Here is a 12,025-nt window from a genome sequence, read left to right as displayed (position 1 = left end):
GGCCTGCGCCAGCGGTGTGACAGGCTTTCAGCAGACAAGCTTTACCCCGATATTTTTCCCGCACGACTGATTTTTCCCCAACAACTAAGGAGCATTTGAAGTGACTGAGCGTATTGTGCTGGCCTACTCCGGCGGCCTGGATACTTCCGTAGCCATCGGCTGGATCGGTGAAGCAACCGGCGCCGAGGTCATCGCCGTGGCGGTCGACGTCGGACAGGGCGGCGAGTCGCTGGAGACCATCCGCCAGCGTGCCCTGGGCTGCGGCGCCGTCGAGGCCTACGTGGCCGAAGCGAGCGACGAGTTCGCCAACGAGTACTGCATGCCGGCCCTGAAGGCCAACGCCCTCTACCAGGGCCACTACCCGCTGGTCTCCGCGATCTCCCGCCCGGTGATCGTCAAGCACCTGGTCAAAGCCGCCCGAGAATTCGGTGCCACGACGGTGGCCCACGGCTGCACCGGCAAGGGCAACGACCAGGTCCGCTTCGAAGTGGGCATCCAGACCCTCGGCCCGGACCTGAAGTGCATCGCCCCGGTCCGCGACCTCGCCCTGACCCGTGACAAGGCCATCGCCTTCGCCGAGGAAAAGGGACTGCCGATCGAGACCACCAAGAAGAACCCGTACTCGATCGACCAGAACGTCTGGGGCCGCGCCGTCGAGACCGGCTACCTCGAGGACATCTGGAACGCCCCCACCAAGGACATCTACGACTACACCGCCACCCCGGAGTTCCCGCCGGCCCCGGATGAGGTCACCATTTCCTTCGAGGCCGGCGTTCCGGTAGCGATCGACGGCGTCAGGGTCACCCCGCTGCAGGCCATCAAGGACCTGAACCGCCGCGCCGGCGCCCAGGGCATCGGCCGGATCGACGTCGTCGAGGACCGCCTCGTCGGCATCAAATCCCGCGAAATCTACGAGGCGCCCGGAGCCATGGCGCTCATCACCGCGCACAAGCACCTCGAGGACATCACGATCGAACGCGAGCAGGCCCGCTTCAAGGCGACCGTCGGCCAGCGCTGGTCCGAGCTGGTCTACGACGGCCAGTGGTTCTCCCCGCTCAAGCGCTCCCTGGACGCCTTCATCGAGGACACCCAGCGCCACGTCACCGGTGACATCCGCATGATGCTGCACGGCGGCCAGGCGATCGTTAACGGACGCCGCTCGGAGACCTCGTTGTACGACTTCGACCTCGCCACTTACGACACCGGCGACACCTTCGACCAGTCGATGGCCCGCGGCTTCATCGAGCTGTGGGGCATGTCCGCCAAGGTCGCGTCCGGCCGTGACCTCCGCGTCGCAGGACAGTAGCCCCGGTGGCTGAATCGGAAACCACCAAGGCGGAAGCTACGAATACCGGCGCACTGTGGGGCGGCCGCTTTGCCGGCGGCCCCGCGGATGCCCTTGCGGCGCTGAGCAAGTCCACGCACTTTGACTGGCGGCTGGCCCGTTACGACATCGCCGGCTCCAAGGCGCACGCCCGAGTGCTGCACGAGGCCGGACTGCTCGACGACGCCGAACTCGAAGGGATGCTCGACGCCCTGGCCCGGTTGGATGAGGACGTCGCCTCCGGCGCCTACACACCGGCCGAGTCCGACGAGGATGTGCATGGCTCGCTGGAACGCGGACTTATCGAACGCGCCGGCACCCAGCTCGGCGGCAAGCTCCGGGCCGGCCGCTCACGCAATGACCAGGTGGCTACCCTGGGCCGGATGTTCCTGCGTGACCATGCCAGGATCATCGCCCGCGGTGTGCTCGCCACGATCGATGCGCTGGTGGGCCAGGCCAGGGAGCATCGGGGTGTGGCGATGCCCGGCCGCACCCACCTCCAGCACGCCCAGCCGGTCCTGCTCAGCCATCACCTGCTGGCCCACGCCTGGGCGCTGCTGCGCGATGTGCAGCGGTTCCAGGACTGGGACAAACGCGCAGGGATCTCGCCCTACGGTTCCGGCGCTCTCGCGGGATCCTCGCTGGGCCTGGATCCGGAGGCCGTGGCCGCCGAGCTGGGCTTCTTCTCCGCCACGCACAACTCGATCGACGGCACCGCCTCCCGCGACGTCTTCGCCGAGTTCGCCTGGATCACGGCCATGATCGGCGTTGACCTCTCCCGGGTCTCGGAGGAAGTCATCCTGTGGGCCACCAAGGAGTTCTCCTTCGTGACACTGCACGATTCGTACTCCACCGGCTCTTCGATCATGCCGCAGAAGAAGAACCCGGATGTGGCCGAACTCGCGCGCGGGAAGGCCGGCCGGCTGATCGGCAACCTGACCGGGCTGCTGGCCACCCTGAAAGGCCTGCCGCTCGCGTACAACCGTGACCTGCAGGAGGACAAGGAACCGGTCTTCGACGCCGCTGACACGCTGGAGGTCCTGCTCCCGGCCGTCTCCGGCATGATCGCGACGCTGACGTTTGACACCGAGCGGATGGAATCGCTGGCCCCGCAGGGCTTCGCGCTGGCCACGGACATCGCCGAATGGCTGGTCCGCCAGGGGGTTCCGTTCCGCGAGGCGCACGAGCTCTCCGGTGCCGCAGTCAAGCAGGCCGAAAGCCGCGGGGTGGAACTCTGGGACCTCACGGACGGGGAATACGAGGCCATCTCGGAGCATCTGACGCCGGAGGTCCGCTCGGTCCTGTCCACCGAGGGCTCGCTCAACAGCCGCAACTCCCAGGGCGGCACCGCACCGGCCGCCGTCGAGCGCCAGCTGCTGGCGCTTGAAACGGAGCTTGACGGCGTGCGCGGGTACGCGGGGTAGCAGCACAGCGCAGCGGACCCTGCGGGCGCGGGCCTTCCCGCGTTCGTTAGGGTGGGCACATGAGCGAATCCTTCCGCCAACTGCTGCGTGCCCTGCCGGACTTCCCCGAAGTGCTCCCGGACTTCGAACCCGCTGCGGCGCCCGCGGACCCGGCGGAGCTGTTCCGCCTCTGGTTCGATCAGGCGCTGGCAGCCGGTGTGCCGCAGCCCAACGCCTTCAGCCTGGCCACCGTCGACGCCGACGGACGGCCCTCCTCCCGGATGCTGATTCTGAAGGACATCGACCACGCCGGCTGGCTCTTCGCGACATCGCGCACGTCCCGGAAAGGCCGGGAACTTTCGGCGAATCCCCACGCCGCGCTGAACTTCTTCTGGCAGCAGCAGGGCCGGCAGGTCCGTGTTGCCGGCAGTGTGGCGGAGCTGTCCGCCGAGGCCTCGGCTGCGGACTGGCAGGCCCGGCCCGGCGCGGACGGCGGCGACAACCCGGACTGGCAGCTGTACGCCCTTCAGCCCCGGGAGATCGAGTTCTGGCAGGCCCGGCACAGCCGCCGGCACCTCCGGCACCGCTTCGGTCCGGCTGAGCTGGGTTAATCCGGGTTAATCGGGGAGCTCCGGCTAGGATGTTCGCCATGACCGCTATCACCCCCGAAAAGCTGCTGGAAGAACTCCGCCGCGCTGCCGGCGTCGTGACCGGAATCACTGCCAAACTGACGGAGCCTGACGTCAAGGCGCCCTCGGAACTGCCGGACTGGACCCGCGGACATGTGCTGGCCCACCTCGGCGGCATCGCTAACGCGATGGCCCGCCAGCTGGAATTCGCGGCCCGCGGCGAGAGAATCGAACTCTACGACGGCGGGTTCGAAAGCCGCACCCGGGCCATCGACATGGCTGCCGGGCACAGCATGGCGGAACACCGCGCCGACGTGGACGCGGCCCTGGGCCGGGCGCTGCACGCTTTTGAATCCTTGGACGACGTCGGCTGGCAGACGCCGATCAACTACCGCGGCGGCGTCGTGTTCGACGGCGGACTAGCTCTCTGGCGCGAACTGACTATCCACGCCGCCGACCTCGGCACGGGACGGGGTCCGGAAACCTGGAGCCGGCCGTTCTGCGAGCACCTCTTCGACTTCCTGTCCGCGCGCGTCCCCGAAGGGCAGCGGTTTGTCCTCCAGCCGCTCGGTCTGCCGGGCGTGGCCATCGGAGCCCCCGGCGGCCGGTCCACAGTGATTAACGGGATGCTGACCGATATCGCGGCCTGGCTTGCGGGACGCACCCCAACGCTGGGCAGCCTGCGCGCCACCGCCGCGGCCGACGGCGTCGAGCTCCCCGCGCTGCTGCCGTGGCCGGCCGGGGTGCCCGCGACCCGCTGAGACTCCCGCCGAGGTGAGAGTTCGCGCCCATGATCCTTCGGACCATCGGCGCGAAGTCTCACCTCGGCGCTGACGAGAGGTGCTGTGGTGCGGCGTGGGCCAGCTCCCGCTCGCGGTCCAGCAGGCTTTCCTTGATAGCAAGCCCCCAGCGGAACCCGCCCAGGCTTCCGTCGGTGCGGATCACGCGGTGGCAGGGCACGAACAGCGCAGCCGCGTTGAACGCGCAGGCGCTGGCCGCGGCCCGGACGGCCCTAACATTTCCGGCAAGCTCCGCGTACTCGGTGTAGGTCACCGGGTGCCCCGGCTGCACAGTCCGCAGCACATCCCAGGCATGGCCCCGGAACGGCCCGGACTTCTGCAGCACGGGTACCGCCATGGCGGCTCCCGGATTGCCCGCGTAGAACTCCTCGACGGCGGCTGAGATGGAGCCCAGCTCCGTAACTGGCTCGAAATCCGCCGGCAGCAGCCGGGCATGGATCTGGCCGGTCAGCTCAGCCGGGACCGCGGTCCAGCCGGAGGCCAGGACGGCGCCGTCCCGCGCCAAGATGGTAAACGGGCCGTCCGGGGTGGACATGGTCAACAGCTGGGCTTTCATGGCATCACTTTCTTCGGTGGGGGAGTCTGGGCCGTCGCCGGGCGGGTCCGGGAGCGGGATGCGGCGCGGGCCGCGGCGCGTGCGGCGGCCTGCGCTGACGCGGCTGCCCGCCAGAGGTGCATGGTGGCGTAGGAGCGCCACGGGCTGATTTCACGGAAGTCGGCACTCGGCCGGAATTCAGGGGACAGGGCCGCGCCGTCGGAACCGCGGGCCAGCGAGCGGATGCCGTTGCGCACGGCGGCGTCATTGGCCAGGAAGACGTCGGGCGCACCGATCACCCGCATCGCGACGTACCCCACGGTCCACGGCCCGACGCCGGCCAGCGGCAGCAGTTTGGCCTCCAGGCCGGGCAGGTCGTCGCCGTAGCCGAAGTCGAGCTCACCGGAGGCCATCGCCGCGGCAGCCCCGCGGACGGAGTCGATGCGGCGCTGCGGGCCGCGGAGCAATTCGAAACCGGTCTCCGCGATCTGCGCTGCGGTGGGGAACAGCCGGTGCAGGCCGTCGGCGGGAATTAGGCACCCGCTCCCTGCCGCGGACAGTTGGATGAGCGCGGTGCGGGCCGCCGCCACCGTGATCTGCTGCCCGATCATGGCCCGGATCAGGAGCTCCTGCGGGTCGACGGCGCCGGGCATCCGCATCCCCGGCAGGCGCGCCACGCTCGCCGCGAGCCGCGGATCGGCCGCCAGCGCGCCGTCAATGGCGACCGGATCGGCGTCGAGATCCAGCAGGCGGCGGACCCGGCTGAGCAGGGAGGTAAGGTCCCTCAGGTCCAGTGCGCCGACGGTCAGCATGAGGGGCCGGCCCGGTGCGTCGGCGTCGAAATCCACCGTGAACCGGGCATCACCGTGGGCAAGCCGCAGGGTCCGGGCGTAGGAGGTGGACGTCCCTTCCTCGATGCCCGGGATGGCGCGGACGGCAAGGAAGTCGAAGACGCCGGGATCAAACGGTTCCCGGTACGGCAGGTTCAGCGTGAGTGCTGTCGATGACACGGCTGCCGGACCCGGACCCGGCGCCCGGCTGTGCCGGGCGGTGGCCCGGAGCGCCGAAGGGGTCATGGCGAAGACCTCGCCGATGGTCTCATTGAACTGGCGCACGCTGCTGAAGCCGGCGGCGAAGGCGATGTCGGCCACCTTCATCGGGGTCGAGACGAGCAGGGTGCGGGCGGTCTGGGCGCGGCTGGCCCGGGCCAGCGAGAGCGGGCCGGCGCCGAGTTCGTGGCTCAGGATCCGGTTGAGCTGCCGGGAGGAGTAGCCCAGCCTGGCGGCGAGCCCTTCGACGCCGTCGCGGTTGATGACTCCGTCGTTGATCAGCCGCATGGCACGGCCGGCGATGTCGGAGCGCAGGTTCCAGGCGGGCGTGCCGGGGACGGCCTCGGGCAGGCAGCGTTTGCAGGCCCGGTAGCCGGCGTCGTGCGCGGCGGCAGACGTTTCGTAGAAGGTGACATTCCCGGCCTTGGGGGTCCGGGCCGGGCACGAGGGCCGGCAGTAGATGCCCGTGGTGCGGACAGCGGTGTAGAACTGCCCGTCGAAACGGGTGTCCCGGGCATCGATGGCCCGGTAGCGCTGCAGGAAGTCCATAAGCTCATCCTGCCAGCTTCCCGGTACCTCTGCTAGCGGAAATCGGACACGGCCGTGGCGGGGCCGGCCGGGGGGCTTGTTAAAGTCGAAGCATGGATTCCAGACTGACACCCGGCGCCGTGCGGGAGCTTTTATCCGCCGATGCCCGGCAGGTGGCGCCGCGGCTGCTGGGCGCGGTGCTGACGTATGAGGGCAGGGACGGCCTGGTGTCGGTACGGATCACCGAGGTGGAGGCCTACCTCGGCCCGCACGATTCGCTACACCCCGATCCCGGTTCGCACACCTTCCGCGGAGCCACGGCACGCAACGCGCCCATGTTCGGCCCGGCCGGCCACCTGTACGTCTACTTCACCTACGGCTTGCACCACTGCGCCAACATCGTGTGCGGACCGGCGGGTACGGCATCGGCCCTGCTCCTGCGGGCCGGCGAGATCATCGCGGGGGAGGCGCTGGCACAGGCCCGGCGGCCGACGTCGAAATCCCCGAAAGACCTGGCAAGCGGCCCTGCCCGGCTCGCCACGGCTCTCGGACTGACGACGGCGGACAGCGGCCGGGACGCGCTCGACGCGCCGTTCCGGCTGGAGGTGCCGCCCGGCCAGGCTTCCGGCATCAGCTCCGGGCCGCGCGTCGGGGTGTCCGGCGCCGGCGGCACCCACCACTACCCCTGGCGTTTCTGGCTCAGCGGCGACCCGACCGTCTCCCGCTACAAGGCGGCGACGGTGCGGAGCGCGGGCGCCGTGGCACCAGCCAGTAGGGTTGATGGGTGAATCAAAGCGAGACCCACCAGACCACGTTGCCCGGGCACCACACCCCTGCCACGGTGGCCGGGCTGATCGGCAGCCTGTGCGCCACCATCCCGGATTACCCCAAACCCGGAATCGTCTTCCGGGACCTGACCCCTGTCTTCGGCGACGGGGCCGCGTTCAGGGCTGTAGTGGACGCCCTTGTCGAGCCGTTCAAGGGCCAGTTCGACGCCGTCGCCGGGGTGGAGGCCCGCGGTTTCCTGCTGGCCGCGGCCGCTGCATACGCCTCGGACACCGGCGTCATCACCGTCCGCAAGGCCGGCAGACTGCCCCGTGAAGTGGTCGCGGAGGACTATGCGTTGGAGTACGGCACCGCCACCCTCGAGCTGCACACCACCGACCTCGCGCCGGGCAGCCGCGTCCTGATCCTCGACGACGTCCTCGCCACGGGCGGCACGCTCGGCGCGGCCGCCCGGCTGTTCGAACGCTGCGGCGTCGAAGTGGCCGGGGTGGGCGTGGTGATGGAACTTGAGGGGCTCCGGGGCCGCGCCGCTCTGGGCGGGTATCGGATCGAGTCGCTGCTGCGCGTCTAGCCCCCGCGGTCGCCGGACGCCGTCGGAAGCATCGGTGGAATGCCTGAAAAAACGAGGCCCTGACATGTTTCCGACGCGTCCAACGAAATGGGTGTAAAATGGTGGGTCTGTCTTTTTCGATAGGGGAACGTTCGATGCACGACGCTGATTTGGCCCATGAACGCGACTATGTGGCCGGACTTTATGCCCGGCTGGATGAGTTGCGGGCAGAAAAGCGCGCCCAGCTGGCCCAGGTGCGCCGTGCCGGCGCGGTGGGCACCATGCAGAACGTCTCGGAGCGGGACGCCTTCGCTGCAATGTACGAGGACCGCCTCGCCCAGCTCGACGCCGTCGACGACCGCCTGGTGTTCGGCCGGCTCGACCTTGATTCCGGGGAAGCCCAGTACATCGGCCGCATCGGCCTGACCACGGACGAGCTCCAGCGGCTCATGCTGGACTGGCGCGCCCCCGAGGCCGGCCACTTTTATCAGGCCACGGCGTTCGACCGCCAGGGCGTGCGGCGCCGGCGCCACCTGATCCTGCAGGGCCGCGACGTCAAGGCGATCGAGGACGACGTGCTCGACGCCGACATGCTCGCCGACGACGATTCCCTCCAGGGCGAAGGCGCCCTGCTGGCAGCCCTGAACTCCAAACGGACCGGCCGGATGTCCGACATCGTCGGAACCATCCAGTCCGAGCAGGACCGGATCATCCGCTCCTCCATCTCCGGCGCCCTCGTGGTCCAGGGCGGACCCGGCACCGGCAAGACCGCCGTCGCGCTGCACCGCGCCGCGTACCTGCTCTACACCCACCGGGACCGGCTCAAGACCGCCGGCGTGCTGCTCGTGGGCCCGTCGTCGTCCTTTATGAAGTACATCGAACGCGTGCTGCCCTCGCTCGGCGAGACCGGCGTGGTGATGGCCAGCGTGGGGCGCCTGATGCCGGGCGTCAAAGCCGTCGCCGAGCCGGAATCCGCCGTCGCCGCCATCAAGGGCCGGCTGGACATGGCCAACGTCGTTGCCAACGCCGTGGCCAACCGCCAGCGGATCCCCGCCGAAAACCGGACCCTCGACGTCGACGGGCGCAAGCTCGTCCTCACCCCCCGGCAGGTCCGCCGGGCGCGCGAGAGGGCCCGCGCCACCAACAAGCCGCACAACGAGGCCCGCGTCTCGTTCGTCAGGATCCTGCTGCGCGAACTGACCGAGCAGATGACGGAACTGGTGGAAGCCGGCAGCATCGGTAACAACGCCGACCGCTCCTACCTGGCCGAGGACGTCCGCTCCGCCCGGGACGTCCGCATTGCGCTGAACCTCTGCTGGATGCCGATGACTCCGGAAAAGCTCGTGGGGGAGATGCTCAGCAAGCCGGCCATCCTTGAAGCCTGCACCCCGATGCTGAGCCCGGCCGAGCGCGCCTTGCTGCTCCGGCCCGCCGATGCGCCGTGGACCGAGGCTGACGTGCCGCTGCTGGATGAGGCCGCCGAGTTGCTGGGCGAGCTCGACGCCGCGGCCGGCAGGGGACTGGCGCAGCAGGAGAATGACCGTGCCCGCGACATCGCCAATGCCAAGCAGACCCTGGTCAACATGGAAACCGCCGGCGTGGATGTCCTCATCTCCGCCGAGGAACTGGTGGACCAGAACCAGGAGCGCGAAACCCGGCTTACCGCTGCCGAGCGTGCCACGACCGACCGTTCCTGGGCTTTCGGGCACATCGTGGTGGACGAGGCGCAGGAGCTCTCGCCGATGCAATGGCGCCTGCTGGTCCGCCGTTGCCCGCTGAAGTCTTTCACGATCGTGGGCGATATCGCCCAGACGAGCTCCATCGCCGGAGCCAATTCCTGGCAAAGCGCCCTGGCCCCGATGTTCGGGGACCGCTGGCAGCTCGAGGAACTCACCGTCAACTACCGCACGCCGTCGCAGATTGCTGAAGCAGCCGCGCGGATGGCCACCGCTGCCGGGCTGGTTGTTTCGGCCCCCAAAGCAGTCCGTGAGGGCCGTTGGTCACCGGTCATCGATCGCGTCGAGCCCGGCCGGATCGTCAGCAAGCTCGTCGAGGTCCTGCCGCAGGAGCTGGCTGCCTTGGAGGGCGGCCTGCTGGCGGTGATTGCCGACGGCGATCTCCTCCCCGAGGCGACCGCCGCGCTCCGCGCCGTCTACGGCCGCCGCGTCGGCACGGACGCCGGCAGCTATGTCCAGGACATCGTGGTGATCAGCCCCCGCGAGGCTAAGGGTCTGGAGTTCGACGGCGTCGTGGTGCTGGAGCCGTCGGCGATGCTGAACCACGAGCACGGCCGCGTCGGCGACCTGTATGTGGCGATGACCCGGCCCACCCAGCGGCTCCGGCTCATCTCTGCTGCCGCCGTGCCGGCCGGCATCGAAGAATAGCTGTCACCGGCGGGCGCGGATGCCGGCAGCCGCCGGCCGACAGCCGGATGTGCTCCGGCAGCCGACGGCGGGGCGCCGTCCGGCGGTCACAAGCGCTGCCGGTGTCCGGATCCTGCTAACTTGGATTCCGTGTCCCAGCTAAATGATCTCCGTTCCCAGCAGAATGACCCGACCTTCGCCAACGTCTGGCAGGAGCTGAAATGGCGTGGCCTTGTCCACGTCTCCACGGATGAGGCGGAGCTGGAGACGCTGCTCGCCGGCGATCCTGCCACCTACTACTGCGGCTTCGATCCTACGGCGCCGAGTCTCCACCTGGGCAACCTGGTCCAGTTGCTCCTGATGCGCCGGATCCAGCTGGCCGGCCACAAGCCCCTCGGCCTGGTCGGCGGATCCACCGGCCTGATCGGCGATCCCCGGCAGACGGCTGAGCGCGTGCTCAACACCCCCGAGACGGTCGCGGAGTGGGTCGGAAAACTGCAGGCGCAGGTCCAGCGCTTCCTCAGCTTCGAGGGGGACAACGCCGCCCGCATGGTGAACAACCTGGACTGGACCGCGCCGCTGAGCGCCATCGACTTCCTGCGGGGCATCGGCAAGCACTTCCGCGTGGGCACCATGATCAAAAAGGATATTGTTGCCAACCGCCTGAATTCCGATGAGGGGATCAGCTACACGGAGTTCAGCTACCAGATCCTGCAGGGTATGGACTATCTCCAGCTCTTCCGCGACCACGGCTGTGTGCTGCAGACCGGTGGTTCCGACCAGTGGGGAAATCTCACCAGCGGCACTGATCTCATCCGCAAGGTGGAGGGCAGGCACGTCCACGCTCTGGGGACGCCGCTCATCACCAACTCCGACGGCACGAAGTTCGGCAAGAGCGAGGGCAACGCCATCTGGCTGGATCCGCAGATGTGCAGCCCCTATGCTTTCTACCAGTTCTGGCTTAACACGGCGGACAGTGATGTTGCAGCACGGCTCAAGGTCTTCACCTTCCTGGGCAGGGCCGAGATCGAGGCCCTTGAAGTGTCTGTTGCCGAACGGCCGTTCGCCCGCGAGGGCCAGCGGAAGCTGGCCTTCGAAGTGACCTCACTGGTCCACGGCGTGGATGCCACCGAGAAGGTCATCGCGGCGTCCGCTGCCCTGTTCGGCAATGGTGACCTTACGGCCTTGGACGAGGCCACGCTGAAGGCAGCCACCTCCGAGCTGCCATCCGTCACGGTCGGCACCGCGGCGCTGGGAATCATCGACCTGCTGGTCGCCTCGGGACTTTCGGAGAGCAAATCGGCGGCCCGGCGCACGGTTGCGGAAGGCGGAGCCTACGTGAACAACGCCAAGGTCGCGGATCCCGAGGTAGTCATTGAGTCCAGCGAGCTGCTGCACGGCCGGTATCTGCTGCTGCGCCGGGGCAAGAAGAACCTGGCGACCGTTGAAGTCGCTGCGCCCTAACAAGGTCCTGCCCGCCTCCCCACAGTGTTGCCTGAACGCCCTGCCAGGCCGATTTGCACGGCCGGGGAGGAGCGTGTAGTGTCTTCCTAGTCGCCACCAATGAGTGGTGACCAACCCCCACTAAATAGAGAAGCAACTCTTCCCGCGCCTGGCGTGGATATGGAAAACTGCTTCATGTTTGCTGGGCGGATTCGTTCCGCAAAGTGAATTTCGAGAGAACATTCCGGATTTGCAAAGTGGAAATGAATGAAATAGGCTGTAAACATCGCGACGAAGAAAAGCGAAACATAAAGAATTCATTCACATGAATTGTTTCGACAAGTATTCGAATGTGTCTGTTGTTTGAGAACTCAATAGTGTGCCAAGTTTGTTGATACCAATTTATTGTATTGAATTGGTTGAATTTGCCGGGCCTGCCGCTTTGTGTGGTGGGTCTGGTTTTTACAGCTGGTTTCAAATTTTGCAGCTTTCTTCTCCCGTTTTCCCGGGGGTGTTGGTTGTGTTCGTTTTTGTTTTACTTCAACGGAGAGTTTGATCCTGGCTCAGGATGAACGCTGGCGGCGTGCTTAACACATGCAAGTCGAACGATGACCC

Annotated in this window: 10 protein-coding genes and 1 rRNA gene; 9 read left to right on the top strand and 2 right to left on the bottom strand. The window is 67.8% G+C overall.

Going from position 1 to position 12,025, the window contains the following annotated elements; all coding sequences use genetic code 11:
- The first annotated feature begins 100 nt into the window (after positions 1 to 100).
- From RCH07_RS07900 to RCH07_RS07885, 4 genes are read left to right on the top strand one after another with little or no spacing between them, the layout of a single operon-like run.
- The gene (locus tag RCH07_RS07900; RefSeq protein WP_326966918.1) at positions 101 to 1,306 is read left to right on the top strand and encodes an argininosuccinate synthase; all 1,206 of its coding nucleotides are present in this window, start codon (positions 101 to 103) and stop codon (positions 1,304 to 1,306) included.
- 5 nt (positions 1,307 to 1,311) lie between these two features.
- Positions 1,312 to 2,748 carry an argininosuccinate lyase gene (gene argH, locus RCH07_RS07895; RefSeq protein WP_326966917.1) on the top strand — a complete coding sequence of 479 codons (1,437 nt, stop codon included), beginning with the start codon at positions 1,312 to 1,314 and terminating at the stop codon, positions 2,746 to 2,748.
- Between the two features lie 59 nt (positions 2,749 to 2,807).
- Entirely contained in the window at positions 2,808 to 3,338 is a 531-nt protein-coding gene (locus tag RCH07_RS07890; protein ID WP_326966916.1) for a pyridoxine/pyridoxamine 5'-phosphate oxidase, read from the top strand.
- A 38-nt stretch (positions 3,339 to 3,376) separates the two neighbouring features.
- Positions 3,377 to 4,117 (top strand): maleylpyruvate isomerase family mycothiol-dependent enzyme, encoded by a 741-nt coding sequence (locus tag RCH07_RS07885; RefSeq protein ID WP_326966915.1) that lies wholly within the window; start codon positions 3,377 to 3,379, stop codon positions 4,115 to 4,117.
- A gap of 58 nt (positions 4,118 to 4,175) precedes the next feature.
- On the opposite strand, the gene RCH07_RS07880 is transcribed toward RCH07_RS07885, so the two are convergent.
- Together RCH07_RS07880 and RCH07_RS07875 are read right to left on the bottom strand one after the other, a co-directional pair.
- A complete protein-coding gene (locus tag RCH07_RS07880) occupies positions 4,176 to 4,712 on the bottom strand; it encodes a methylated-DNA--[protein]-cysteine S-methyltransferase (RefSeq protein ID WP_326966914.1) in 537 nt (178 codons plus the stop codon).
- Positions 4,709 to 6,289, bottom strand: coding sequence for an AlkA N-terminal domain-containing protein (locus RCH07_RS07875; protein WP_326966913.1), 1,581 nt, complete (start codon positions 6,287 to 6,289; stop codon positions 4,709 to 4,711). Before RCH07_RS07875 ends, RCH07_RS07880 begins: the two co-directional genes overlap by 4 nt.
- A gap of 92 nt (positions 6,290 to 6,381) precedes the next feature.
- Here RCH07_RS07875 and RCH07_RS07870 point away from each other — a divergent pair, with 92 nt between their 5' ends.
- The 5 genes from RCH07_RS07870 to RCH07_RS07850 form a co-directional block, all read left to right on the top strand.
- Positions 6,382 to 7,056, top strand: coding sequence for a DNA-3-methyladenine glycosylase (locus RCH07_RS07870; RefSeq protein ID WP_326966912.1), 675 nt, complete (start codon positions 6,382 to 6,384; stop codon positions 7,054 to 7,056).
- A gap of 26 nt (positions 7,057 to 7,082) precedes the next feature.
- Entirely contained in the window at positions 7,083 to 7,625 is a 543-nt protein-coding gene (locus RCH07_RS07865) for an adenine phosphoribosyltransferase (protein WP_326966984.1), read from the top strand.
- A 134-nt stretch (positions 7,626 to 7,759) separates the two neighbouring features.
- A complete protein-coding gene (locus tag RCH07_RS07860; protein ID WP_326966911.1) occupies positions 7,760 to 9,988 on the top strand; it encodes a HelD family protein in 2,229 nt (742 codons plus the stop codon).
- 129 nt (positions 9,989 to 10,117) lie between these two features.
- Complete coding sequence (tyrS, locus tag RCH07_RS07855) at positions 10,118 to 11,431, top strand: tyrosine--tRNA ligase (RefSeq protein WP_326966910.1); 1,314 nt, start codon at positions 10,118 to 10,120, stop codon at positions 11,429 to 11,431.
- A gap of 519 nt (positions 11,432 to 11,950) precedes the next feature.
- Positions 11,951 to 12,025 (top strand): 16S ribosomal RNA (locus RCH07_RS07850); the annotation flags it as partial.

It is taken from the genome of Arthrobacter sp. CG_A4, assembly GCF_035985125.1.
In the GTDB taxonomy this organism is placed as follows: Bacteria; Actinomycetota; Actinomycetes; order Actinomycetales; family Micrococcaceae; genus Arthrobacter.
Note: the sequence above shows the minus strand (reverse complement) of the source record. Positions and strands in the feature narration are given on the sequence as shown.

Coding starts and splice junctions, on each gene's coding strand:
- RCH07_RS07890 (WP_326966916.1), top strand. CDS start 2,808: ATGAGCGAATCCTTCCGCCAACTGCTGCGTGCCCTGCCGGACTTCCCC.
- RCH07_RS07885 (WP_326966915.1), top strand. CDS start 3,377: ATGACCGCTATCACCCCCGAAAAGCTGCTGGAAGAACTCCGCCGCGCT.
- RCH07_RS07880 (WP_326966914.1), bottom strand. CDS start 4,712: ATGAAAGCCCAGCTGTTGACCATGTCCACCCCGGACGGCCCGTTTACC.
- RCH07_RS07875 (WP_326966913.1), bottom strand. CDS start 6,289: ATGGACTTCCTGCAGCGCTACCGGGCCATCGATGCCCGGGACACCCGT.
- RCH07_RS07870 (WP_326966912.1), top strand. CDS start 6,382: ATGGATTCCAGACTGACACCCGGCGCCGTGCGGGAGCTTTTATCCGCC.
- RCH07_RS07860 (WP_326966911.1), top strand. CDS start 7,760: ATGCACGACGCTGATTTGGCCCATGAACGCGACTATGTGGCCGGACTT.